The 26667-nt window shown below is 44.3% G+C and carries 21 protein-coding genes; 9 read left to right on the top strand and 12 right to left on the bottom strand.

The window, feature by feature from the left end; genetic code table 11:
* Positions 1-97 precede the first annotated feature (97 nt).
* Positions 98-1405, bottom strand: coding sequence for a trigger factor (gene tig / locus G337_RS0121940; RefSeq protein WP_028865751.1), 1308 nt, complete (start codon positions 1403-1405; stop codon positions 98-100).
* Positions 1406-1873: 468 nt separating this feature from the next.
* Here tig and G337_RS0121945 point away from each other — a divergent pair, with 468 nt between their 5' ends.
* From G337_RS0121945 to G337_RS0121980, 8 genes are all read left to right on the top strand, one after another.
* The gene (locus G337_RS0121945) at positions 1874-2398 is read left to right on the top strand and encodes a hypothetical protein (RefSeq protein ID WP_028865752.1); all 525 of its coding nucleotides are present in this window, start codon (positions 1874-1876) and stop codon (positions 2396-2398) included.
* Between the two features lie 40 nt (positions 2399-2438).
* The gene (locus G337_RS0121950) at positions 2439-3128 is read left to right on the top strand and encodes an ABC transporter ATP-binding protein (RefSeq protein ID WP_028865753.1); all 690 of its coding nucleotides are present in this window, start codon (positions 2439-2441) and stop codon (positions 3126-3128) included.
* On the top strand, positions 3125-4363 hold the full coding sequence (locus G337_RS0121955) for an ABC transporter permease (protein ID WP_028865754.1): 1239 nt from the start codon (positions 3125-3127) through the stop codon (positions 4361-4363). Before G337_RS0121950 ends, G337_RS0121955 begins: the two co-directional genes overlap by 4 nt.
* Before the next feature lie 14 nt (positions 4364-4377).
* Positions 4378-5124, top strand: coding sequence for an outer membrane lipoprotein-sorting protein (locus G337_RS27100; RefSeq protein ID WP_051303513.1), 747 nt, complete (start codon positions 4378-4380; stop codon positions 5122-5124).
* 16 nt (positions 5125-5140) lie between these two features.
* Positions 5141-6349 (top strand): hypothetical protein, encoded by a 1209-nt coding sequence (locus tag G337_RS0121965; RefSeq protein ID WP_028865755.1) that lies wholly within the window; start codon positions 5141-5143, stop codon positions 6347-6349.
* Entirely contained in the window at positions 6337-7347 is a 1011-nt protein-coding gene (locus G337_RS27105) for a sensor histidine kinase (RefSeq protein ID WP_051303515.1), read from the top strand. The genes G337_RS0121965 and G337_RS27105 overlap by 13 nt, the downstream gene beginning before the upstream one ends.
* Positions 7322-8080 carry a LytR/AlgR family response regulator transcription factor gene (locus G337_RS0121975; RefSeq protein ID WP_051303518.1) on the top strand — a complete coding sequence of 253 codons (759 nt, stop codon included), beginning with the start codon at positions 7322-7324 and terminating at the stop codon, positions 8078-8080. The genes G337_RS27105 and G337_RS0121975 overlap by 26 nt, the downstream gene beginning before the upstream one ends.
* Before the next feature lie 131 nt (positions 8081-8211).
* Complete coding sequence (locus G337_RS0121980) at positions 8212-9681, top strand: alpha/beta hydrolase-fold protein (RefSeq protein ID WP_028865757.1); 1470 nt, start codon at positions 8212-8214, stop codon at positions 9679-9681.
* 54 nt (positions 9682-9735) lie between these two features.
* Here the strand turns inward: G337_RS0121980 and G337_RS0121985 are convergent, their stop codons facing one another.
* Entirely contained in the window at positions 9736-10578 is an 843-nt protein-coding gene (locus G337_RS0121985; protein WP_028865758.1) for a GNAT family N-acetyltransferase, read from the bottom strand.
* Between the two features lie 111 nt (positions 10579-10689).
* On the bottom strand, positions 10690-11688 hold the full coding sequence (locus tag G337_RS0121990; protein WP_028865759.1) for an ABC transporter substrate-binding protein: 999 nt from the start codon (positions 11686-11688) through the stop codon (positions 10690-10692).
* Between the two features lie 447 nt (positions 11689-12135).
* On the opposite strand from G337_RS0121990, the gene G337_RS0121995 reads away from it, so the two are divergent.
* Entirely contained in the window at positions 12136-12498 is a 363-nt protein-coding gene (locus tag G337_RS0121995; RefSeq protein WP_028865760.1) for a VOC family protein, read from the top strand.
* A gap of 59 nt (positions 12499-12557) precedes the next feature.
* On the opposite strand, the gene G337_RS0122000 is transcribed toward G337_RS0121995, so the two are convergent.
* From G337_RS0122000 to recC, 9 genes are all read right to left on the bottom strand, one after another.
* Positions 12558-13028, bottom strand: coding sequence for a DUF3592 domain-containing protein (locus G337_RS0122000; protein ID WP_028865761.1), 471 nt, complete (start codon positions 13026-13028; stop codon positions 12558-12560).
* Positions 13029-13060: 32 nt separating this feature from the next.
* Positions 13061-13660, bottom strand: a complete 600-nt coding sequence (locus G337_RS0122005) for a MarC family protein (RefSeq protein ID WP_028865762.1) — start codon at positions 13658-13660, stop codon at positions 13061-13063.
* Between the two features lie 118 nt (positions 13661-13778).
* Complete coding sequence (gene ybaK / locus G337_RS0122010) at positions 13779-14246, bottom strand: Cys-tRNA(Pro) deacylase (protein ID WP_028865763.1); 468 nt, start codon at positions 14244-14246, stop codon at positions 13779-13781.
* Between the two features lie 6 nt (positions 14247-14252).
* Entirely contained in the window at positions 14253-14948 is a 696-nt protein-coding gene (locus G337_RS0122015) for an aspartate/glutamate racemase family protein (RefSeq protein ID WP_028865764.1), read from the bottom strand.
* A gap of 405 nt (positions 14949-15353) precedes the next feature.
* On the bottom strand, positions 15354-16556 hold the full coding sequence (locus G337_RS0122025; protein WP_028865765.1) for a GGDEF domain-containing protein: 1203 nt from the start codon (positions 16554-16556) through the stop codon (positions 15354-15356).
* 102 nt (positions 16557-16658) lie between these two features.
* Positions 16659-17270: an MSMEG_1061 family FMN-dependent PPOX-type flavoprotein gene (locus G337_RS0122030; protein ID WP_028865766.1), complete on the bottom strand. Its 612-nt coding sequence runs from the start codon at positions 17268-17270 to the stop codon at positions 16659-16661.
* A 2-nt stretch (positions 17271-17272) separates the two neighbouring features.
* On the bottom strand, positions 17273-19330 hold the full coding sequence (recD, locus tag G337_RS0122035; RefSeq protein ID WP_028865767.1) for an exodeoxyribonuclease V subunit alpha: 2058 nt from the start codon (positions 19328-19330) through the stop codon (positions 17273-17275).
* Positions 19324-23019, bottom strand: a complete 3696-nt coding sequence (gene recB, locus G337_RS0122040; protein ID WP_037028425.1) for an exodeoxyribonuclease V subunit beta — start codon at positions 23017-23019, stop codon at positions 19324-19326. The genes recD and recB overlap by 7 nt, the downstream gene beginning before the upstream one ends.
* Complete coding sequence (recC, locus tag G337_RS0122045; protein WP_028865769.1) at positions 23019-26465, bottom strand: exodeoxyribonuclease V subunit gamma; 3447 nt, start codon at positions 26463-26465, stop codon at positions 23019-23021. The genes recB and recC overlap by 1 nt, the downstream gene beginning before the upstream one ends.
* Positions 26466-26667: the final 202 nt, after the last annotated feature.

The following is a 26667-nucleotide window of genomic DNA, read 5'->3' on the forward strand; positions in this document are numbered from 1 at the left end:
ATGCAGGGCAGCCTGGGTATATAAATAAAAATGGCCCGAGTGAAGTCACCCGAGCCATTGAAATGCCTAACTAGTTGTATTAATAGTAATTAAACTATTAAGCAACCGTTTTGTTCATAACTTCATCGAACGATTTGTTCACTTCGGTTACTTTAGCTTTTTCAATGATAAAATCAACAGCTTGCTCTTCTAATGCTACATTTTCCATGTTCTGCATCATTTCTTTGTTGTTTTTGTAGTACTCAATTACTTCAGTCGGGTTTTCGTAAGCAGATGCAGCAGACTCGATAAGAGCAGTTACTTTATCCTGGTCAACTTTTAATTCGTTAACTTTGATTACTTCACCTAGTAACAGACCTACTTTAACACGTTTTTCAGCTTGTTCTGTGAACAGTTCAGCTGGAAGTTCAGGAAGGTTGTTAGGATCCATCTGCTTGCCGTAACGCTCCATTGCCTGTTTACGTAAAACATCAACTTCACCAGAAACAAGTGCTTTAGGCACTTCAATTTCGTTACCTTCAACTAACGCAGTTAATACTTTGTCTTTTGCAGTGTTTTTAAGTACCTGCTCAAGTTCACGAACCATGTTTTGTTTAACATCAGTTTTCAGAGTTTCTAGTTCACCGCTTTCCACACCGAATTTTTGTACAAATTCAGGAGTGATTTCAGGAAGAATCTGCTCTTCAACTTTGTTTAAAGTAATAGCAAACTGAGCTGCTTTACCTTTAAGCTGTTCTGCATGGTACTCTTCAGGGAAAGTTACGTCGATAGTAAACTCTTCACCCGCTTTTTTACCTACGATGCCAGATTCAAAACCAGGAATCATACGGTTGCTGCCTAGTACGATCTGGAATGCTTCAGCTTTACCGCCTTCAAACAGTTCACCGTCGATTGAACCTTCGAAATCAAGTGTTACCTGATCATCGTTGGCAGCTTCACGTTCAACACTGTTCCATTCAGCATGCTGCTTACGCAGTGTTTCGATCATTTTGTCAAGATCTGCTTCAGTTACTTCAGCAGACTCTTTTTCAACTGCTAACTCTTCAAGAGCGGCTAGTTTAACTTCAGGGTAAACTTCAAACGTTGCAGTGAATACAAAGTCATCACCTTTTTTACGCTCTTTTGGTGTTACCTGCGGGCCGCCGGCAGGGTTTAATTTCTCAGCCATTACAGCTTCGAAGAAGTTACGCTGCATAAGTTCACCGGCAACTTCCTGCTCTACAGCAGCGCCAAAACGTTTAGTAATTACAGATGCAGGAACTTTACCTGGACGGAAACCGTCAACACGCTGAGTTTTTGCTAGATGACGGATACGACCGTCAAACTCTTTATCAAATAAGTCTCCAGCAACAGTGATTGTTAATGTGCGTTCTAGACCTTGTGTAGATTCAACAGAAACTTGCATTTTATTTCCTTTATCTTGTACGTTAAAAATTTAAATTAGCTAATTAAGAACACCATTTACGGCATTATTAACTTCTAAGGTGTATTAGCTTTAATAAGCCAGATAAAAAAATAACACCTCAGAGAAATTCTTGAGTTTAATTTCTATGGTGAAATTTAAGACGCGCCATTATAGACACTGTTTTATCGATAGTCGAGTTTTACAAATCAGCAAATTTTACGTATCAAGCACAGTTTTGACAAATATTTTCCTGCTGCAGACAGCTTCTCGGGTTTATCGCTGTTTATACTAAGGTGTTTATATTGATAGAAAGAGCCTTAAAATGATCTGAAAAAGTCAACTCCCGCCTGCCCTTTTCCACTTCATTACCCTTTTAATCCACTTTATCGTAAAGCAGTTGCCTGCCCGGAAGTCTTTTACCTACACTCTTCTCATCAACATAACAGTAGATATTAAAAGGACCTTAAAATGAAAACAACAATGCTTAAAACCCTGCTTTCAGCTGTGACACTTTCACTATTAATCAGCACAGCGAGTTCTGCAGCCTCCGGTCAACAAACCTGGTCAGCACTGATGGAGCAGTACACACAAACCCAGAATGAACAGTTTAATGCACAGGATAATGTCGACAGCTTCGAAGCTTATCTGGCAGAGCATCCGGATCACGCTTTAGCTGAGCTGTACACCGCCAGCAGTTACTGCTTTATCGGTCGGGATGCCTGGATGCCCTGGAACAAGTTAGATGCGGCTAATATCTGCATCGACAGAATGGAAGCTGCTTTAACGAATGTACAGCAGCAGTACCCGGTTAACAGCGAAGAACGTTTACGCAGTTATTTAACCTTTGGATTAACCAGCGCCGCCCTGCCGGACCGTTTTCAGATGCGCCAGGCCAGCCGGGACACATTAAGCAAAGCGAAAAATCATCCTGCATTCAACCACCTTCCCGAAAACCTGCAGTTACAAGTATTTACCGTTTTAGCAGACAAATAGTAAGCGCTATATTTATTGAATAATAGATAAGGAAGAATATATGCAGGCCGTTATCAATGTTAAACAGATCGGCAGACAGTTTCTGCAGGGCACGCAGACAATCAACGCATTAACTGCGGTCAGCTTAACTATCTGCAAAGGTGAGTTTGTCGCCATTAATGGTTATTCCGGCAGCGGTAAAAGCACTCTGCTCAATATTATCGGCACACTGGATAAACCCGGCAGCGGTGAACTTGAACTGTTCGGCGCCCCGGTTGATTTTAATGATGACCGTTCATTACAACAGTTTCGTGCACAGAAAATGGGCTTTATATTTCAAAACTTTAATCTAAACCCGGTGTTAACTGCATTAGAAAATGTACAGATGCCGCTGCTGCTGACCGATCTCAACAGCAGACAACGGCGCGAAAAAAGTACAGCAGTACTGACTAAAGTCGGACTTGCAGAGCGGATTAACCACAAACCCGGCCAGCTCTCCGGCGGTCAGCAGCAGCGGGTTGCAGTCGCGCGGGCATTAGTTTCCGATCCGCTCCTTCTTTTAGCCGACGAACCAACGGCAAACCTTGACAGTGAATCAACCGAGCAGCTGATGCTGGTGCTTAAGGAGATGAATGAACAGTCGGGACTAACCGTCCTGTTTTCCTCCCACGACGAGCGTCTGTTAAAACATATCAACCGCACCATTACCTTAAATGACGGCATGCTAATAACTCCAGGGAGTCAGCTATGAAATGGTTAAAATTAAGCTGGTTAAATGTACTGCGCAATACCAGGCGCTCAATCATTGCCGTTTCAATTATTGCTTTCGGTAGTTTTTCACTGATAATCGCTTCAGGTTATGTCCTGGCTTCCTTTGAAGGGTTACGTGAAAGCACAATTCAAGGAGGACTCGGTCATCTGCAGCTTGCGCAGCCCGGAGCATTTACAGATAAAGAGATTGATCAGGGTGGTTTTACCCCGCAGAAAAAGCTGCAGCTGCAGCGTGATATTGAAGCTATGCCGGAAGTTCGCCTTACCACTGAGCGTATCCTTTTCGAAGGTTTAGCCTCCAGCGGGGATATTACCATCGCGGTGATCGGTAAAGGCGTCAATATCAATAAAGAGCGCAAAATAACCCTGTTTACGCCGATCATCGAAGGCGGCAATCTGCCGAATATTGATCCGAACAGTAAAACTGAAACAGCGGAGCAGATCTATACAGCTGTGATTGGTGAAATTCTTGCCCGCGACTTAAAAGTTAATGTGGGAGACTCAATAACATTATTAGCAACGACCAGTTATCAGGGGATCAATGCCATTGATGTTACTGTTGTCGGTATTAACCGCTCCGGTATCCCTGAATATGATCAGCGCAGTGTAATGATTCCCGTTTCTGCAGCAAAAATACTGCGCGACTCGGACACGGTTAACCGTTTAGTGATATCACTGCGTTCAACCGCAGATACCGGCTTAATCAGCAGCAGAATTCAATCCTCATTTGTAAATATTGAACAAAAAACCTGGCTGGAGCTGTTTCCTTTTTACAGCAATGTGGTGTCTCTTTATAAAAATATCTTCGGGGTAATGGGCTCGGTTATTCTGCTGGTGGTTTTAATGTCGGTAAACAATACCATGGTAATGGCGATTATGGAGCGTGTTGCAGAATCGGGCACCCTGCGCGCCTATGGATTTACCAGCCGCAGGATCAGCGGCCTGTTTGCTAGCGAAGGCATGATTATGGGACTGTGCGGCGCGCTGCTGGGCACGGTCTTGGCGGCACTAGTTATAATCTTTATTAATGTCAGCATGTTTGAAATGCCGCCGCCGCCGGGAAGAAGTATCGGTTATCCGCTGGTTTTAAACTGGAATATTTATGCCGTTACCCTGATCAGTCTGGCGATGATCATCAGCTGTACGGCCGCAGCCTGGCTGCCGGCGAGAAAGATGCTTAAAAAGAACATTATCGATGCAATAAATCATCATTAAGAAAGGAATCAAACATGCACTATTCAGTATATTTAGTATTAGCTTTGCTTACTACACAAGCCGGTGCACAAAATACAGCGCCGGAGTATTCCCAAGCGCAGGTTAAAAACTGGCTGATTAAAGCGGACAGTTATCGTCAGCCCTTTAAAAGCGGTGAACTTAAAACATCACTGACTGTGTATAAAGAAAATAAGCAGGCAGAAAGCAGCAGTTTCTTTGTGCAGCTCAATGAATCCGGCGATTCACGTGTCACCATGTTAGATACACGCAGTAAAGGACAGAAAGTGCTGCTCACTGAAAGCGCCATGTGGCTGTATATACCGCGTACCCGCAAAGCGATCCGCATTACTCCGATGCAGCGCCTGATGGGCCAGGCAAGTTACGGGGATGTATCATCATTAAGCTGGCAGCATGAATATCAGTGGGATAACAGCCCGGTAATAGAGAAGCAGAGTAATAACACAATAAGTATCTGCTTCAGAGTGCAGGCAGCACGTAAATCTGCGACTTACCGGTCTATCAATTTGTGTTTAGATAAAGACTCTTTACGCCCGGTTAATGCGGACTTTTATCTGGCCAGCGGTAAGTTAATGAAACAGGCTGTCTATCTGAGTTCCAGTGATACACCCGATATGATTGATCAGACTAAATTTATGCAGCCCGGCAAAAGTAATCAGCATACCATGATGAAAAATACAGACTACTTAGAAAAGCAGCATAAAAAGAGCATTTTCACTCGTCAGGGTTTTATTAAAAAATAACGGATCACCAACAGCTATGCTTATTCGTCAGCAGTTATGGTTTTTAATATTATCTATTCCCACGCTGTGCAGTACTGCGCAGCCGGTCTTCTGGGATGAACTGGATAACCGCTACACACTTGCCAGTCGTTTATTCACTTTTGATCACAGCCAGCACAGAGGTGACTATTTAAATGAGAATGCTTTTCTCGCTTATCATAGTTATCAGGAGTGGGTGCTGGCATGGCGTGTCGATAACCAGATTTATCAGGCGCCCGCTGATGATCATTTAAGCGCTGAGACACAGTTTGAATTAAGTGAATTATCCTGGTCGCATAGCTTTTTAAGCAGTGAAGATGATTTATGGCAGGTAGGAAAATTCAATCTGCCGCTGGACCCCGGTTATGCATTTCAAAGCACCGCTTTCTTCGAATCAACTGCTGACCCTTTTGATGACTTTGCTTCCAGTGAAGGTATTAACATGCTCAGCGGCTCGTTATGGATGCGGGATTATTATTTAACTGCCGTTTTTGCTTTGGCGGGACAAGATAAAACTTATCAGGATAAAAAACAGTGGGCCGTGATAGCGCAGCGCGATTTTGACGCTCTGTCCAGCAGCTTTATACTGCAGCAGTACCAGGACAGTAATCCTGGTGCCGGTACAACATTCACCTATGTTAACGGTGAAAGCTGGGAGCTGCACGGCAGCGCTTTTATACGCAAAGGCAGCTTATGGTTAAACTCATTCCGGGAAGCTGTACCCGATGGTGCAGATATTGAAGATGATTTCAGCAGCAGAGAGAATCAGTGGCTCCCGGAAATTATGCTCGGCAGTGTATGGTCCGGTCTGTCACAGCAGTTTTTAGTTGAATGGAGTTATCAGAAAGAGAAGCTTTCAGCAGCCGAAATAAACAGCCTTTATCAGCTCAGCAGCAGTCCGAGAACAGAGACAGATACTAACAGCTCCCCTTTTAGTAAAGAGGTTAGCGGCCTGTACCAGCAGCGTTATCAGCAGCAGTATCTGTTCCTGCAGTACCAGTATACCGTGACAGATCACACTATTACGGCTAACTCGTTGATAGGGCAGGATCAAAGTGCATTATCACAAGTGAAGTATGAATATCTGCCGAATCTAGATATAAGCCTGTGGTTAGCTGTTGAGCTGACTTCCGGCAGCGGACAGACGGAATTCACTCAAATCCCCTGGCAGAAAAGTTTACAGGCAGGTTTACAATGGAAAATATAATCGTCAGCAGAGAGGATCTGCAGGAAGTTGTACAGTCAATCAAGATTACCTTTGTTATCAGCAGTCTGATTGCGGCTTTTAACAGTCTGCTTATTGCCGGAACGACTTTTATTACGCAGTTTTTAGCGGCTCAAAGTATCGGTTTAACGATTGTCAGCATCTATGGTATCGCTAATATCCTTTATCCGCCTCTGATGAAAAAATTTATATACCAGTATTATTTTCTACCCTTTCCGGTGTTAATTGCCGCATTAATCGGTATGAATTTTCTGCATGAATACAGCACTTTTTTGCAGCTGTATACCTTGATTCTGATCGTCAGTTTACCCGCCCTGCTGGTTTTTCATTATCGAAACACCAATAAAACTGCAGCAGCTTCGCTCAAGGAGGAAAAACAAAAAAGAGATATCAGTGAGAAGCAGCTCCTAGAAAGCAAATTACTGTTATTACAGGCACAGATAAACCCGCATTTTCTTTTTAATACCCTGGCTAATATCGACGCTTATATTGATTACTCACCTGAGCAGGCAAAAATGTTGCTGCAGAATTACACCAATTTTTTACGTCAGAGCCTAAGAACAACACAAAGCATGCAGGGCACACTAGTCGATGAAATCAACCTGATTAATGCTTATATGAGTATTCAGCAGACCCGCTTTCCGCAAATTCAGTTTTTTGCAGATATAGAAGAAAATCTGTTAAACAGCCCTGTTCCGCCGCTGCTTATCCAGCCGCTGATTGAAAATGCCATTATTCACGGCCTGGCTCCCAAAGGTAATCAGGGCCTGATCACTTTAGAGATTAAAAAGATTAATCAGCACATTATTATCAACGTCAGTGATAACGGTGTCGGCCTGAGTTCAGATAAAAGCACTAATAACGGTATTGCTTTAGAAAATATCAAAGAGCGCCTGCGCCTGTATCAGGGGAAAGCGAGCTTCACTCTTACACAGAGCCCATCAGGAGGTGTTAATGCACAACTTAAACTGCCGCAGTGAAAGCGGCAGAAAATACCGCGCGATCATTGCCGAAGATGAAGCGCCGCTGGCACACGTATTAGCCAAAGCTTTAAATGAATTATGGCCGGATCTGGAACTGGTCAAGATATGCAGCGACGGCAGTCAAGCCCTTAGCCTGTTAGAAACAGAGTCCTTAGACATCGCATTTTTAGATATCTCTATGCCCTATAAAACCGGGATAGAAGTTGCGCAGCAGTGTCTTGCTGAAAAAATTCCGACACTATTAGTATTAGTTACTGCCTACCCGGATTATGCACTGCAGGCATTTGAGTTTAATGTCTGTGATTACCTGGTAAAACCGCTTTGCCGGGAGCGTTTAGCTGAAACTATTAAACGCCTGCAGGATCGTTTACAAAGCCCTTTACCAGACACTGCTCCTGAGCCGAAACATTTACAATTTCTGGCGGTACAAAAAGGGGCTGTTAATCGTTTAATTTCTGTTGATGATGTCTGCTATTTTGCCAGTGATCAAAAATACGTACAGGTAGTCACCAAAGATGATTCATATTTAATCAGCAAAACCCTGGCTGAATTAGAAAAAGAGCTCGATGACAAGCAGTTCTGGCGGGTACACCGCAGCAGTATCGTTAATATCAGGCAGATAGAACAGAGCAGGAAAACCCTCACCGGACGCTTAGAGTTAACGCTGAAAGAGTGTCAGGATCACCTCACGGTCAGCCGTAAGTATCTGCATCTGTTTAAAGCAATGTAATCCTGCTAATTCAATAGAGTACATATCAAACTCTTCAAAAAAACATAAACAAAACATTTCACCGCTGATAGGATAACCTTGTTATTCAGGAAGTTATTTTGTTCAACTAACAAATATAATAAAGGTAGAATATGAAAATAAGAAACATGTTCAGCAGGGGATCCGCAGCGGCTGCTCTGCTGCTTAGTTTAGCAGCCTGCTCCAGTAATACAGAACAGGCTAGTGATAACTGTGAACAAGCCGCAGGAATCTGGACAGTACAGCAAGTCATCGATGACACTCAATGCGGCGGTATGGGTATAATGGAAAAACACAGTTATACGGTCAGCCAGGTGAGCTGTCAGATATCGATAGCAGAAAATGGAGCAGTCGGGCAGATGATCGGCTCCGAAGTTCACTGGCCTGCTTACTCTTACCCGATTAACGGCGGCACTACTTATATTGCAAAATCAATCACCAGAGTTGACGACGACAAATTAACCGGGCAGAGCCACTGGACTTGGAGTAACGGAACTCAGGAGTGTTCAGGAACAAGCGAAATGAACGGATATATGAACCAGGCTGACGGACAAAATACAGCTGATAAGAATAATCCTCTGCTCTCCCCGGCAGAGGGCACTTTTGAGCACATTTTTTCTGTAAATGCACCAAATGCCAAGCAGGTCTATCTTGCCGGTGAGATGACCGACTGGCAGCCTAATATACTTAAAATGAAAAAAGGCCCCGACGGTGTATGGTTTTTACCTGTGTATCTGGAGCAGGGAGCCTGGCAGTACAAGTTCGTTATTGACGGACAGTGGATCTATGACAAAGCCAATCCGGTCACCACGGACGATGGGTTTGAGGGTTACAACTCAATTATTATATTAGGTGAAGAGGATGCTGACTCTAAGGCAACTGCTAATATTCCTCACGGCACAGTGGAAAAAGTTAATATACAAAGCAAAGCCTTAGGAACAAACAGCCCGTTTATGGTTTACCTTCCACCGGGATACTCGCAGAACAGTGAAAAAAACTACCCGGTTTTGTTTCTGCTGCACGGTTATGGAAATAATGAAGGACAGTGGACCCGCGACGGAAAAATCCACAACTTTATGGACAACTACCTGGCTCAGGGCTGGATCCAGCCTTTTATTCTTGTGATGCCCTTCGGTGATACCAGCATGTATGTGGGAGACTATGAAACACATATTTTAAAAGAAGTGAAGGCTTATGTGGACAGCAGCTACCGGGTGAAAACAGGCAAAGCTTCCACGGCTGTTTCCGGCATGTCCATGGGAGGATTCGGCGCTTTTTATCTCGCACACCGTCATCAGGATGTGTTCGGTTTATCAGTTCCTCTCAGCGGCTATTTCGATATGAGTTTATATCCGGAGCTGGGCAAAAGTGAAAAAATAACCATGGACTCTGAACTGCATTTTTACTGTGGTGAAGACGATACCATCAGCTTTGCTTCCAATGAAGCCTTAGTAAAAAGACTGCAGAAAAACCATGTTAACTTCACTTATCAAACAACAGCCGGCGGTCACACCTGGCGGTACTGGAACGGCATCAGTAAAGACTTTTTAAAGGTGGTTTCTGACTACTTTGATAAGTCGTGAATACGCAAAGAGTCTGCATATAACACAAGAGCAGGAAAGCAAAATTTTCCTGCTTCAGCCCAGCTCAAAAGTAGTAATCCCGTAGATCTTATTGTGCTCAATATCCGGAAGCCCTTTTTGATACATACGCATAGTCGCAAATACCTCCTGCATGGCGTTTTCACGGGCGAGCGTCATGGCGGCAGGGTTGTTTTCCGGAACGTCCAGAATCACTATCTCCCCATGAATGTCCTGCTGCAGCGCCTTGAAAAGCTCACGGGCTATATGGATATTATCTGCAAACAGCGGACCTATCTTATATCCCTGCTGGCATTTTCTGCGCACAGCAAAACCTTTTATTTTTCCCTCAAAGCTATAAAACAAAGCTCTGCCTTCCGGCTGCTGAATCCATTGCCGTAAAAAGATCTCTCGCTTAGCCGGAAAACACTGGCGGTCATAGTTAATAATTTCAGTTATGTGCTCCTCAGAGATCTGCTCAATAGATTTGTTATCAAAATCCTGCACAGAGGCTTCCGTTTGAAAGCGGTGATTCATATAAAAGGGTTTATAACCCACCCGCTGATAAATCTCGACGTTCTCCAGCACCCCGTCAATGCCGATATTGCGATCCCCGCACTGCTCAAGACGGGCTTTGGTCAAAGCAAGCCCTAAACCGCGCCCTCTAAACTCTGGAGCAACAATATAAAGACCGCAAAAAGCGTAGCTGTTGTCATAACATACGGCACTGCCCACTGCGGCAATGCGTCCGTTTATCTCTCCGGCAAAAAATCCCTGTGCATCTGCGTTAAAAAACAGCTCTGCGTCATGCAGACCTGGATTCCAGCCTTCTTTAGCGGCCCAGTCAACGGCCAGCTGCAGTTCATCTTTACTCATCTTCCTGATACGGTAATTATCCATGCTTAATCCTTAACTGCTTTGTTCCTGTCCTGCTAAGCTGTGCTTCATCCATTAACAGAATCTCAGCATCAGTACATAAAGCCCGGGCAAGCAGCCGGGCATTAATCAGGCTTACAGTTCAGATAACGCCTGTTTCACTTTTTCTGCAGTTTCAGGGCTAACCCATTTTAACCAGATATCTTCATTGTTGAGCAGAAACTCTTCCGCGGCTATTTCACCATCGGCCTGATTATCCTCCATCCAGGCCAGCAGCCCGTTCATCTGAACATTAGTGTAAGAACGGGCAGTTATATAAGCAAGAGCTTCAGGCGCTCGTTTAGCAAAGCTTTCTGTCACAATCGTACTGACTTTTGAAGGCGGGAACATGGTCGGTTTCGGATCCATACAGTCTGCCTTGGTGATACAAGCACGATAATGGGCTTCATCGGTACCTGAGCCAAAATCAACCTTTACCATTTTATATTTTCCAAGTACACCTGTCGGCGCCCAGTAATAACCCAGCCATGGCTGCTTACGTTCATAAGCTTTAGCAATCGAGCCGGCAAGGCCCGCACCTGAGCCTGGATCAATTAATTCAAAACCGGCATCTTCTAAGTTCATCGCATCAAACAGATGACCGGTAGTGATCTGGCAGGTCCATCCGGCAGGACAGCCCATAACGGCTGATTTATCCGGATCTTCAGGGTGTTTAAATAGTTTTGCCTGCGCTTTGATACCTGCAATGGTTGCCAGTGACGGATCTTTTTCAACCATATATTCCGGTATCCAGAAACCTTCCTCGCCGCCGTCAGACAAACTTACTCCCGCGTAACGGATTCGCCCCTCTTTCACACCGGCATCGAGCGATTTTTTCGCCGAATTACTCCACAGCTCAGGTGCAATATCCGGTTCACCTTTCTCAACCATGGAAGTGCCCGTCGGCATCGTATCCCCCGGCACGAGCTCGGCTTCACAGTCATAACCGTGTTCAAGAATGAATTTATCAACGTTAGCGATCAGCGTCGCAGAGTTCCAGTTCATATCTGCAATAGTCACTTTACCGCATTCACTGCCCGATGCAGAAAATGAGACAGACGCAAGCATAAGTGATGCAGTGAGTATTTTTCGCATATTTATATCCCTAATAGTTTTTGTTCCGTTAGCAGTAGAATCAAGGTCACATACCGTTAACAATTTTGTTTTTCGTATACTAAGTAATTATTGCTTTAGTTGCAAAAATGACTATCCCAAAATCAATAAGTTATCCTATTATCCGAATTTAGGCTGTTTAATGTTCTCATTTCTGCCGGTTATTTTTCATCACTTGTTCCCATGTTCGAGCAAGGTTCACTGCACATATGTAGAAATAAAAGATTAACCATAGACAGCCGGCAGTCAGCTATAGTATTTCAACTGCACTTGTGCGAACAAAAATGTAATAGTTGAAAATTCACAGCAGCACTTTGTTAAACCTGATTAGGCAGAGAGTTAACTTTAAAAAGAGAAGCGGCTCAAAAAATAGTTTTTTTCGAAAATATACAATCACACTCCCTTAATACACTAGAAAAAGGAATGCTTATGTCTGCCCATAAAAAAATAAACTATTTAGAATTTCCCAGCAGAGATTTATCTAAAACCAAGTCTTTTTTCAGCACGGTTTTTAACTGGCAGTTTGAAGATTACGGGCCTGAATACTGCGCATTTTCCGGCGAGGATGCAGGTATCAACGGCGGTTTTTATCTGTCGGAGCTTAGTTCAACTACAAAAAACGGCAGTGTTTTAACTGTGATTTACAGCAGTAACATTAATCACACAGAGCAGAAAATAAAGCAGGCCGGCGGCTTAATTATTAAACCTGTTTTTGCCTTTCCAGGCGGAGTGCGTTTTCATTTTGAAGATCCAAACGAAAATGAATACGCGGTATGGTCAGAAAAGCAGTAACTAAACAGCAGGCTGCTGTCATTTTATTTAAAACCTGCAAACGGAAGTAATAATCGGATTCAACGGTTACCACGAAGTTTGAAAAACATAAACACGGCCAGCCAGGCCATAAGCAGACCGGCCAGCGGTCTGCCGATATGCTCTAAATGAATGCCGTTCACTAATACAGCTTCTTTGGGTTTATCCGGATTAACATAAACCGTAACCGCTGTGCCCGCAGGAAAGCTATCCACCCAGTCCTGGGCGCCTTGCCGGTTGTTTTGGCATTGATAGCCCGAATAGAGCAGATCACCATTAAGCTCATAGCCATTTAAAGAATAGCGGTAAAAAATATCAGCGCGGTACTCTTTGGAATTCAGCCCTTGACCACGCCCGCAGGAACGAACTTCAGAAGAGATAATAACCCCCTCTTTTTCATCCCAAAGATATGATTTAAGACCCGACCAGGCATCCACCAGCCCGACTCCCGTCAGTATCAAACCACCGGCAAAAAAAATGGCGGCCATTAGCAGCTCTGATTTTTTACCCACTATGTCCTCCCTGGAAAATGGAATTTAACGGCTTAAAACAGAAAACCTTTAATACCGGAAAATATAATCTGTGCGCCGATCGCCGAAACAAATAAACCGGTTATTTTAGGCAGTACCGCTAACCCCTGCTTACCGATTAAATGCTGCAGCTTATTAGAAAGCAGCAGCACACCAGCCAGCGAGATAACTGCGGCTAACAGTGACAGAACAACTATCAGCGTGCCGACAATGGTGTTTACCTCAGCACCGATCACCATCAGAATACCTATCATACCCGGGCCGACCGTTATCGGTATTGCCAGCGGTACAATTGCAAAATCACTGCCTGATTCGAGTTTCTCCGCAGGCACCTCGCGGCCGCCGCGGATCATATCCAGCGCACTTAAAAACAGTACAGTTCCCGCACCGATCTTAAACGCATCTAAGGTAATGCCGAACAGGTTGAATATATATTTACCAAACAGTAAAAAGATCAGACTTGAGATAACAACAGCAACTGACAGCTTGAAAATGACGCTCTTTTTCTCTGGTTTGGTAAGGTTTTTACTCAAACTAAGAAACACAGACAGCACAAAGAACGGAACCATCATAAAAAACAGTTTTAAATACAGGGTAAAAAACTCTTCCAACATCTCAGCATCACTTTCAGGTTAATTAAAAAACGTGATGCTAACACACTTATTCAGCGTTTAAACAGCAAATAATCATTAACTTTTACTGCGCCAGAACAGGCGCAGAAACAAAGGCTGCTCAGAGACATAATTCAACAGCAGATGCATTTAATACACGTATTAAATCCTGCGGATTTAACTCAATATCCAGCCCCCTTTTACCGGCGCTGACATAAATACTCGGCAGCCCCACTGCACTGATATCCAGCAGCGTTGTCAGACGTTTTTTCTGCCCTAAGGGGCTTACTCCACCAAGTACATATCCGGTAGAACGCAGCACATCATTTTTATCTGCCATCTGTGCTTTTTTAGCACCGGCGGCTTTAGCAGCATGTTTCATACTGAGTTTTTTATCTACAGGTAATAACGCCACAACAAGCTGCTTTGTATCTAAACAGACAACTAATGTTTTAAATACCACTGAAGCCGGTAACCCCAACTTTTCAGAAGCCTCTAAACCATAAGATTCACTTCCTGGCTGATGATCATACTCATGTACCTGATAGGGGATTTTTTGTTTTTTGACAAAATTAACTGCCGGGGTCATAGATATTTAACCTTTTAATGCGTATTGAACTGCGCTGTGTGCATGGATTGCAGTGGTATCGTATAAAGGCACTGTTGTGTCGCCCTCTTTTACTAATAAAGCAATTTCAGTGCAGCCGAGAATAACCGCCTGCGCCCCCTGTTTAAACAGCTTGTTTATTATCTGCACATACTGGCCGCGTGAAGAGTCAATAATGTGGCCGTTACATAATTCATTATAAATAATGTCATGCACTATGGTCTGATCCGATTCGCAGGGCACAACAACATCAATCGCAAAATTATCCGTTAAGCGCTTTTTATAAAAATCCTGCGCCATGGTAAAACGCGTACCCAGCAGTCCTACTTTAGTTATATTATCAGCCACGAGCTTAGATGCAGTGGCATCAGCTATATGTAAAACAGGGATATCAATACAGCTGTCAATTTCTGAGGCTACTTTATGCATAGTGTTAGTGCAGATCATTAAAAAGTCTGCGCCCGCATGCTGCAGTGATTTTGCGGCTTCGCTGAGGATATCCGCCGTCTCATTCCATAACCCTGCATGCTGAAGCTTTTCTATCTCTGCAAAATCCACACTGTTAAGAATAATTTTAGCAGAGTGTAAACCGCCTAGCTGCTCGTTCACCCCCTGATTAATTGCCTGATAATAACTTACTGTTGACTGCCAGCTCATCCCGCCTAATAAACCTATTGTTTTCATTGTATACCCATCTTGTATTCGACAACGCAGTTGCGTCCTTTCTGTTTTGCTTTATATAACAGTTTATCCGACAACGCAGTTGCGTCCTTTCTGTTTTGCTTTATATAACAGTTTATCCGACACGCAGTTGCGTCCTTGCTGTTTTGCTTTATATAACAGTTTATCCGACAACGTAGTTGCGTCCTTGCTGTTTTGCTTTATATAACAGTTTATTCGACAACACAGTTGCGTCCTTTCTGTTTTGCTTTATATAACAGTTTATCCGACAACGCAGTTGCGTCCTTGCTGTTTTACTTTATATAACAGTTTATCCGACAACGCAGTTGCGTCCTTGCTGTTTTGCTTTATATAGCAGTTTATCCGACACGCAGTTGCGTCCTTTCTGTTTTGCTTTTATATAACAGTTTACCCGACAACGCAGTTGCGTCCTTTCTGTTTTGCTTTATATAACAGTTTATCTGCCCGTTTGACCAGCTCATTGATACTTTCATTAGCCGTTAACTGAGCAACACCAATACTGATGGTAATACTGTCTCCCTCAACGTTGAGGTTTGACTGAATATGCCCCCTAATACGATCACAGACAAGCAGTGCTGTTGGTAAATCTGTTTCAGGTAACAATATAATAAACTCTTCACCTCCCCAGCGGTAAATCATATCAATATTACGCGTAATATCAGTAAAAAGGCTGACCAGTGATTTTAAAACCTGATCCCCGACATCGTGTCCAAATTTATCATTAACGGCTTTAAAAAGATCGATATCAACAAAAGCAAGGCACAGGTTACGCTGATGGCGAAGATGACGTTCCCGTTCCAGATCCGCATTAGTTTCAAATTTTCGGCGGTTTCCCGCCAGAGTTAAGGGATCATGCAGCGCTGCATCTTCGGCCTCCTGGCGTAATAACTCGGTTAATGAGTTTGCGGCCTGCAGTGCATCTGCCCGCTGTTCAATTTCACTTTCAAAGCGGCGCTGCAGCAGCCACAAATATGCCAGAACAAAAGCCAGTGAATAAGCCATTAGAACCAGCATAGTGAACTGATGTAAAAGGCCGGCGTAGGCAAAATCTGAACTCACCATTCCAGCGGCAGTCACTACCGCACGCAGAACCATAAAACCGGTAAACAGCATGATCAGGCCGGCAGTGTATTTATTCTCAATCGCCGATGAATTGCTGTGCACCGGTTTAACCAGATCATTGACGCTGAGAATTGAAAAAAATGTAACATACAATGAAAAAATAATAACCCGTATATCGGTATCAAAATAGATGTAGGTAAAATAAAGAGATAAGCAGATAAATACAAACAGTGCACCTAATACTTTCCAGACCGGGAAAGCTAACCTTTGGAAATCACGTATTGCCCGCCACAGGAAAACCACCCATAACAAAAAAGCCGTATTAGCAATAATAATGGAGGAGAAATAGGGCAGGGAATCGCGGGTTGAAACTAAGAATGTCCCGAGAGACTGGCAGGCGAATGCCAGCGCAATCCAGCCCAGGCTTAAGCTGGATTTTTGTGTACGCCAGATAACAAACATTACCAGGGCAATAATGAATGTTTCTATGGTATTAATGATAAACAGCGTATGAATATCCAGATTCATATGTTTACCTTCATGGTTACAGAAGAAGGACTCTCTGAATATGATTATAGCCGTCAAATATCATTAGCATAAATATCAGGAGCAGAAAGCTGCTGATATATTCTATAAATCTGCAATAGAACGGCTTTTAATACCGTCATCTACCTGCTTTATAAAAGAGCTGTCCGCACCGGTATTCTCAGCAATCTCCTTGCCGAAGGATATTTTCATAGCCTCAGGCCAGGTATCACTCTGCCATGTTTTACTGCGCAGCAGGGCTTTACCACAATGGAAATAAGCATTATTCACCGTTACTTCCATCACCAGCAGTGCATTGTGCGACAGCGAGGCCATCTGTTTGCAGATAAGCTCACCGCTTAGCAGACGGCAGGTTCCATGCACTCTTAATGTTTCAGTGGTACCGGGCAGAATAAAAATCAGCGCCACTTTATTATGTTCAAGGATATTAGTTAATGAAAATGCCAGCTTGTTACCCCGTAATTCAGGAATGAGCAGCTTATTATCCTGGGTAACTTTCACAAAACCGGGTTTATCTCCTTTCGGAGAAATAGTCGGAAAACCGTTTTCATCAAGGGTAGACAGCATCAGCAGCGGAGACTTGCAGATAAAACTTTTCATGTGCGGATTAAGGTGATCATAAATCTTCTTGGCCGCAACAGGATTAGGCTTTCCAATCGTTTCTCTTAATGTTTTCTGGCTTTTAATCTGCTGCATGACTATTTCTCTTTAGCGTTTTGTAAACGCTCAACTAAACGACTGAAGCGCTGTGTTTTATTGCGGATCGCACTGGCCGTTAATGACAGATCTGCAAACAAAGTCAGCTCTTTTTTAGCGCGGGTGATACCGGTATAGATCAGCTCGCGAGTCACAACCGGTACCGGAGTTTCAGGCAGGGACAAAACGGTATGCGCAAACTCAGAGCCCTGGCTTTTATGCACCGTCATCGCAAACACGGTTTCGTGGCTAGGCAGACGGCTTGGCTGAAAATCTGCAACACTGCCGTCTGCCATCTGGAAATACACACGCAGCTGATTTTTTTCATCACTCAGACATAAACCAATATCACCGTTATATAAACCCAAGTGGTAATTATTCTGGGTGATCATTATAGGACGGCCCACATACCAGGTGCTCAGTTCGCCAGCCGTCTGAGAAGACAAGCTGTCTATCAGACCGGCTTTGTGCAGTACTTTCTCACAGCGCTGGTTTAATCCGTTAACACCCCACTCGCCTTCACGAATCGCACACAAAATTTTAAACTGGTTAAACAGCTTGAGCAGATTTTTGGCACTGTCACGGTTGTCTGCACCGATCACGCATAAAGCTTGTAAATAAGGCCGGTAACCGCTGAGCATCAGTTTCTCAACAGCCGGAAGACCCTGCTCATTATTCGTATAATGCTGCAGATCCGCATAATCACTGCACAGCTGTACAAGCTGTCTGCCTCCGGCCCGGCCGCTGTTAATCGCTTTGGCTAAAAAACCAATACCTGAATACTGATCAAAACGATAACTTTTGCGCAGCAGACACAAATTATCCGCCATCGTCTCACTGCTGTGCCTGTCTTTCAGCAGAGATGAAAAACCCGTGAGCTCAGATAACTGCCGCGCTTTTTCAGCACTGTATCCGGACTCAATAAAAGAACAGATATCCCCAAGAACAGCGCCGGCTTCAACCGAGGCTAACTGATCTTTGTCGCCTAATAAAATCAAACGCGCATGATCCGGCAGCGCCGTCAGTAATTTTGCCATTAACGGTAAATCTACCATTGAGGCTTCATCCACCAGGAGCAGATCTAAATGTAATTTTTTATGCTGGTCATGGCGAAAATGGTTACTGTTAGCTTTCACGCCGAGCAGACGGTGAATGGTACTAGCTTCACTGGGAATTTTATCTTTTAAACTCGGATCAATATTGAGTTCGTTCAGCGCACTGCTGATAGACTCAGTTAAACGCGCGGCCGCTTTACCGGTCGGTGCGGCCATTTTTATCAACAGCTCGGGCTGCGCATTTATCAGCAGCGCCAGCAGTTTAGTTACTGTGGTTGTTTTACCCGTGCCCGGACCGCCGGAGATAACACAGCGTGCAGAGCTCAGTGCCAGGGCCGCACTCACTTTCTGCCAGTCACAGCGGCAGCTCTCCGGAATTAAGATCTCCAGCGCCTGCAGCACATCACTGTTCTGTGCCTGCTTAAACAGGGTTTCCACCGGTCCCCAGTCAATCGGAGCAGATTCCACAATATCCAGATACTTCTCACATAACAGAGACACAGACTGACTTTTATCTGCGCACCATGCCTGCCAGATATATTCATAATTAACCGCAAATAAAGCGTCCAGCTGGCCTTTAACATTACCGCTTAAAATAACCTGCGGCTGATGCAGCAGTTTATCGGCAATCAGCTGCTCAAACTGCGCGTAACGGGCAAGATACAAGGCATTAAACTGTAACTGCAGCGGTGCATTTTCACCGACACACAGCGAGTCACTCAACAGCGCATGGGCCTGTTCATTATTCTGCAGTAGACAGTCAATATCATGCTTCTGACAAAACTCCGGCAGATTTATCTCCGATATCAGACACTTTTCATTAAGGTGTGCGGCTATCTGATCAACAGGCAGACAGATATGGCCAAGCCCTAAATACTCACTGGTAAAAGCAGCACATAACTGAGTCAGGGGATCCGCCCCTAAATCAGCCGTAAATTTTGCAAAATGATAATCAATTGAGCGCAGTAAGCCCTGCTCTTTCCACTGTTTAAGCTGCTCTAACATAGCGGCTCCTGTTGTACCTGTGCTGTGCTGTTTTGTCCGGAAAAGAGCTTATCAAGGCCGTCGATTAAAGCAAAACTAGGTTTATTAAAATATACACCGAACTCGTTTTCTCCCTGCATACCGCGCAGGAAAGTATAAATAACACCGCCAATATGCTTGTCATAATCATAATCCGCTAAACGCGACTTAAGCAGGCGGTGCAGTGCTAAGGTATAGAGCTGATATTGAAAATCATAGCGGTGCTCAATAAGGGCATTTTTAATATTTTCCTGACTATAATCCTGTAAATTATCACCGAGATAATTCGATTTATAGTCCAGTACATAATACTTCTTATCCGCCACAAAAGTCAGATCGATAAAACCTTTTAAGAATCCCTGAACTCTATGGAAGAGCAGCTCTCCAGCAGCAGCCGATAACGGATCGTGCTGCTGAATCAGTTTATTAACCGCACCGGCATGCACCGGCGCCATAGGAATAAAGAACTGCATTTCGACCTTTTTCTGCTCTGGAGCTAAGTGTCTTAATTTCAGCTCTGGACTTAACTGCTGCCCTGCTGACAGATCATGCTCTAAAATCTGTTCAAGCCAGTTTCCTAAAACCGGAGCCCACAGCTCGCTCTGCTCATAATGGCGTTTATCTAACTGCTCAACTAACCACTCATTTAAAGACTCACTGTCTGCAGATTCAAAATCAATCTGCTCAAACAGCTCATGCAAAAATGTCCCGTGTTTAGCGCCCCGCGGGAAACTAAAGGGGGTCTGCTGCGGTGCGCCTGCTATTACCGGCAGATTATCTAAAGCCTCTAGTTCAGATTCGACCTGCGGCTCGGACTGCGGTGCAGGAGCATGTAAACGCGACAGCGAGGAATAACTGCTTATCCACCAGTTTTTTTCCACAGCGCCCGCAAAAACCGGCGGCGCCTGCAGTATCTGTTCGCCACGCTGCACCACATAGGGTATCTCATTTAAAAGCGGCGTGCTGCGCACCGAAATATTATTCGATGTTTTACACATTTTTTCGAGATGACTGTTCAGCAGTTCAGTATTACCGGCAAGCAGATCTTTCCCTCCCTGCAGACAGATATAACCAAGCGCACTTTTGGCCAGCGGACTGTTTTTTACCCGTCCGGTTTTATAACTGGAAATACCGATATAGCAGCGGTAAACACTGCGGGTCAAACCCACATATAATAAACGCAGATCTTCTGCCAGCTGCTCTTTTTCTGTTAATTCAAAATGACTTTTACCGCCCTGCAGATCATAAACAAGGCGATTATTTTTAGCCGGATCATGATATAAACACTGCCTCGCTTTCTGATATAAGCCGGTAAAGGGCATAAATACAATATCATATTCCAGCCCTTTAGATTTATGCAGCGTACTGACCTGCACCAGATCTTTTTCGCTTTCTAAACGCTGCTTCTGTTCGCCAGGATCCCCGTCGGCCTGTTTCAGCTGTTCACTGAACCAGCGCACTAAAGCAAAATCACCGTCATAATCTACGCTGTTTTTCTGCAGTAATTCAGCAAGATGAAGCAGATCTGTAAGCAGACGTTCGCCCTGCATATTCTGCAGTAAATAGCTGCTTATACCCTGTTGGTGAAATAATTTATGCAGCATTGCCAAAATACCACTTTTTGCCCAAAGCGCGCGATACTCAATAAACTGCCCGATTTTTTCTTCCCATAAACGCGTATCCAGCAGCAGCTGATGAACCTGATAAGGGCTTAAAGCAAACAGCTTACAGGCGACTGCGGCACGTAATAAACGTTCATTTTCAGGGTGCAGACAAGCCTGCAGAATACGCAGCAGATCCTGTGCAAGCGGGGTTGCGTAAACACTTTCTTTGAGTGATAAATAAACACTGTTAATATTTTCTTCAAACAGTGCTTTACGGATCAGCTGTGCTTCTTTACCGGTGCGTACCAGCACCGCAATATGATTTGCACGGACTGCAGTCTGCCCGCCGTCTTGATCTTCAAGATAAGCTTTACCCTGCTGCGCCAGGAGCAGTATATTTTTTATTTCATTCACGCAGCCCCGGGTTATTGAGTCTTTAAATCCCTGCACATTTTCACCGCCGACCGGATGAATAAACTGTAAAGCGGTCTGCGCGCTGTCATCGCGGTTGGCAATCACCAGCTTTTTACGTTTAATATTAGGTGCTTCTACCCTGGAAAAAGGAATATCGTCTTCGTAGATAAAAGGCGCCGGACAAAACTCAAAAAAGGCATTAGCGGCATTTATCATTTGCGGCGAGGAGCGGTAGTTATAATCCAGGCTGTAATGCGCACTGACATTCTTTCTCGCCTGCATATAAGTAAATATATCTGCACCACGAAAACTATAAATAGCCTGCTTAGGATCGCCTATCATAAACAGGCCGGCACTTTTATCTGCCTCAGCCTGCTCTTCAGTCTGTTCGGCCTGCTGATAAATAGTCTGGAAAATACGATACTGCACCGGATCGGTATCCTGAAACTCATCAATCAGGGCAATCGGGTAGGCAGCTTTAATCTGCTCTGCCAGATGGTTATCCGGCGAATTCTGCAGGGCATCATCTAAGCGCGTAAGCAGATCATCAAAACCTAACAGCATGTGCATTTTTTTACTCTTGCTCAGATGCGCACGGATCCAGTTGGTAGCTTTAATCAAAATCGTATTCTGCAGCGATAAATCCTGATCAAGGATTCTCTCAACCGCAGTAAATACCGGATGGCTGGGAATAGCCCCCTTCGGCGTTTTCTCATCTAGGGTCTTCTGGGAAAACTTCACCAGGTTTTTAGGCAGATCTAAAGAGTGACCGGACTGATTCGCCCACTGATTAATTTCAGTTAACCAGTTTGGCAGATTCTTCTTGGTATAACTGCGTTTTGATACATCGGAATGACTGATAATATCAAAATAGTCATCGGCATCCTTCAGCCAGCTCTCTTTTAACTCTTCAATTGCCTGCAGGCTGTTTTCATATTTTGCTTTAAAATCAAAGTCCGTAATCTCAGGAATAAAGGTCAGATCATTACGTGATAACCAGCCGCGGAGCTCATTCTTTAACTGCTCAGGGTTCTGCCAGTAACTAAAAATCAGCTCAGTCAGCGGCGTGGATAAATCATAGAAAAAAGTACGCCAGAAATCATTACAGGCCTGCAGCAGAAGATGGGCATCATTTTCCAGCAGAGTCTGCTGAAAAAGACTGCCCGATTCAAATGCATTCTGCATCAGCATACGCTGACAGAATCCGTGAATAGTATAAACAGCGGCTTCATCCATCTGCAGTTCGGCAAAACGTAATAAGCGGATAACACCAGGGTGATCATCACTTTGATTAATCAGTGTCTGGGTAAAAGGGTCGCGGCTGCTGCCCTGCACAAAATCTAAACGCACCAGCTGAATACGCTCGCGGATCCGCGAGCGCAGCTCTGCGGTGGCGGCTTCGGTAAAGGTCACCACCAGAATTTTATCCACAGTTAAGGGCTGCTGATGGGCATTACTGCAGGCACCATGCTCGGCATTAGCCAGACGGTCACCGTGACCTAATAACAGACGAATAAATAAACTGGCAATGGTATAGGTCTTGCCGGTACCGGCAGAGGCTTCAATTAAACGCTGGCCGTATAAGGGAAAGGTTAATGCGTCCAGCGGCTCAGCCGCGGCGCTGTTTTGCTTGTTTGTATTCAATTGTTCCATTACTCTTCACCATCCCATGCGCTGTATTCGATGGTTGATATATTGCTTAAAACAGGTTTAAAAATCTGCATCGCCAGCGTTTCAAACTCTAACCAGTGATCTTCAAGGTTTTCATAAATACGGGTGATATAGGGATCTTTACCTTCGGCATAGCTGCGCTCATTGGCAAAAATATCCAGGGCGGCTTTCTGTGCTTCAGCGCGTGTATCAAACTCTACATCCTCAAGCACAAAACACTCCGGCTGCTGATAATGAACTAAGGTGCTCCATGCAAATGCACTCTGGATAAAGAAAGGCAAAGGAAACTGCAGCCCCTGCTCATATAAAGCAATTAACTCTGCAATTGTCCGATAAGCAAAATCGGCGGGCACCTCTTCAAAATAGATACCGTTATCCTGACCAAATAAACTGGAGTTTAAGTTCTGCCCGTGTGCAATACAGTAACAAAGGTGCTCTAACCATAAAGATAAAATATCCTTGCCTTTAATACCGCCGGTTTTAACCCGCACTAAACCGTTTTCACAGTGATCGCTTAATTCACCTGTTAAGCGCTTTTCGGCAAATTTAATATCAATACTGATAGTTTCTATTTCACCAATAAAATAACTCGCGGTTAAATCCGCAAGATCCTCCATGGCCTGCAGGTCTTTATTAAAGATCAGAGGTGCAAATTCACCCAGGGGCAGTTCTCCGCCGGCTTTAATTTCAACAAACAGTTCATCCAGCGATCTGCCCTCTAAGGCATATTCAAACTGCTGGCTTTTAAGGTGATAATGCTGCAGATTATCCAGTGAAAACGGCTCATCATTATCCTGTTCACTGTCGTCAATTTCAAAATAGACATCTAAACGCTGGTTGAAAAAAGCTTTGCAGGGATGCTTAAGAAACTGTTTAAGCTGGATCAGCTGTACTTCCAGCAGGGGTTCATCAAGGGCTACCGGCGAGCTGCTGTCGGACAGTTCGGTTTCACGATTATTTAAAGCCAGCCACCAGTTACGGTTATAGGTTTTAACATCCTGCAGATAATAAGAGTCACTGAAACTCTGCATCGGATAACTGTGTTTAATAAAGTCCAGCAGCGCTTTTTCAGCTGCATTAGCCGTATCTTCACGGTTCTTTTGTAAAACAAAACTCTGCTGACAGTAATTAAGCAGTTCCGAAACTAATACCGAGGCCGTTTTTTCGCTGTTATCGTTAATATCCCGACCGATATAACTGATATAGAGATTATCCTGTGCCGAGAGCAGTGCTTCTAAAAACAGATAGCGGTCTTCTTCACGGCGGGAGCGGTCACCGCGATGACGATGACCGACCATCAGATCAAATCCCATGGGTACAATACTGCGCGGATACTGACCGTCGTTCATGCCTAATAAACACACCACTTTAAATGGAATCGAGCGCATCGGCATCAGAGTACAGAAGTTAACCTGTCCGGCTAAAAAACGCTGGCTGTTAGACTGAGCGGAAAGGTGATTTTCCAGGTGCTCAATCAATACAAAGAGTGACAGCTCCTGCTCAAATTCAGCCTGCTGGGTATGCTCTAAAAGAATATCAAGCTGTTCCCGGATCATGCTTAATACCGCAGAATTGTCATCATCTTCAAGGTAAAAATCATCAACCAGCTGATAAACAAATGCCTGCCACTGAGCCGCGTTGTAGGATTTTTTCAGCTGTGTTTCCAGCTCAGTCAAGGCATCAATAAAATCGATAAAACGCCCCAGCAGATCGCCCTGCAGTCCCTGCACTTCATCGTAGGGAGAAATACCGGCAAACATGCTGTCACCCATGGCATAACCCAGGAGCATACGTCTTAAACCAAATAACCAGCTGTTCTGTGATAAGTTCGGCAGATCCCACTGGGCGGCGCTTTTCTCATGCAGCCCCCAGCGGATACCGCTTTCATTGATCCACTTCTGGAGCAGAATAAAATCATCCTGATCCAGTTTAAAACGCTGCAGAATAGCCGGGACTTCTAGCAGGGCAAGGATATCTTCACGAGTATAACGGCTCTGATTTAAATTCAGCAGCTGCAGAAAACTCACCAGAATCGGATTTTCCTGCTGCGCGCTGACATCTGAAATACTGAACGGGATATAACGGCTGCTTTCCACGCTGGCAAAAACCGCCTGTACATAGGGAGCGTACTGATCAATATTCGGCACCATCACGATAATATCTTTTGGTGTTAATGCCGGATCCGCTTCAAACATAGCTAACAGATTATCGTGCAGAATTTCCACTTCACGCATCACGCTGTGCGCAAGGTGCACAGTTAATGACTGATCATCAAGATCAACAGCAATACGCTGTGAAGCATCTAAACTCAACACCTGACTGCTGTCCTTAAGGTCTAAAATATCCGCCTGAATATTATGCAGCAGAGTGTCGCGGTGAATATCAACAAAGGCATCCACCTCCTGCTGCTCTAAGGAATACAGCTGATATAAAAAGTCGCGCCCCATTTTTCCCATGGAAGCTAACAGAGGATTACCTACTTCACTGTCAACGTCCTCACTGACTGCCCATTTAAGATGCTGTTCATCTTTCTGCCAGCTGGAGTCCGCGAGGTTTTTCACCTGACCTTTTTCTACGGCGAGCTTAGGACGGCTCTGCGCAAAACGTTTGGCCAGCAGTTTAGGATCAACAATATCCCCCCAGTAATAGCGGCAGGGATTGGTTAATAAAAAATGCACATCACAATGTTTAGCTAAACCTAATAATGCCTGTAGGTAAGACTCAGGAAGTGCAGATATGCCGAATACAAAAATACGCTTAGGCAGATGGCTTAAGTTTTCCTGTGTACTGAGTTTTTCCAGAAAATCTTTATACAAACCGGCCCGGTGATAAGCTTTACCATGCTCGGCAAAGCTCTGCTCAATGGTTAACGTCAGTTTTTTCCACAATTTGGCCTGCCAGCGCTGCTCGTCAATCCACTGCGGCACGGACTGGCTGTTTTCGCTGTTCCAGGAGCTGATCTCCTGCTCATCGGCATTCTGCCAGGTCTCAACCCAGTCCGGCCGGTAAACTAAATACTGATCAAAAATATCGGCTATTTTCTGGCTGAGCTGAAAGCGTTTGCGTAAATCAGCATCATCTTCAAGGTAGTGTAATAACGAAATAAAATCTGGATCCTGCAGACACTCCGGCAGCAGCTTCATAATCTGCCAGGTCATGGACATCTTGTTAAACGGGCTTTTATCAGGCACATCCTGCAGAACATGTTTAAACTGCTGCCAGATAAAACTGGCCGGCAGCGGGAAGTCAATATTGGCACAGATCCCGGTTGACTGTGCAATCTGCAGCTGCAGCCACTGTGCCATGCCCGGACTCTGTACAAGAATGGTTTCATTTTCAAAGGGATCTTCCAGCTTATCGCCCTGCATGAGCGCAGCTAAAAGATCTTTTAAAAGCTCAAGCTGATTAGAATGATATACCTGAAACACAAACGCCTACCTTTTTCTTATAATTTACAGCCATAATACTTCAAGATACAAAGTCAGCAAGACAAACTGCCTGATATAAGACAGGATGACTTTTATCTGCCCGTATTGCTTTTATTTTGCTTAATTTTTAATAGTATAGCGCTGCTTAGAGCTTTTATTTACCAGTCATTTCACAAAATGGTTGTTATAAAACCAGTATAAT

The organism is Psychromonas aquimarina ATCC BAA-1526, assembly GCF_000428725.1.
In the GTDB taxonomy this organism is placed as follows: domain Bacteria; phylum Pseudomonadota; class Gammaproteobacteria; order Enterobacterales; family Psychromonadaceae; genus Psychromonas; species Psychromonas aquimarina.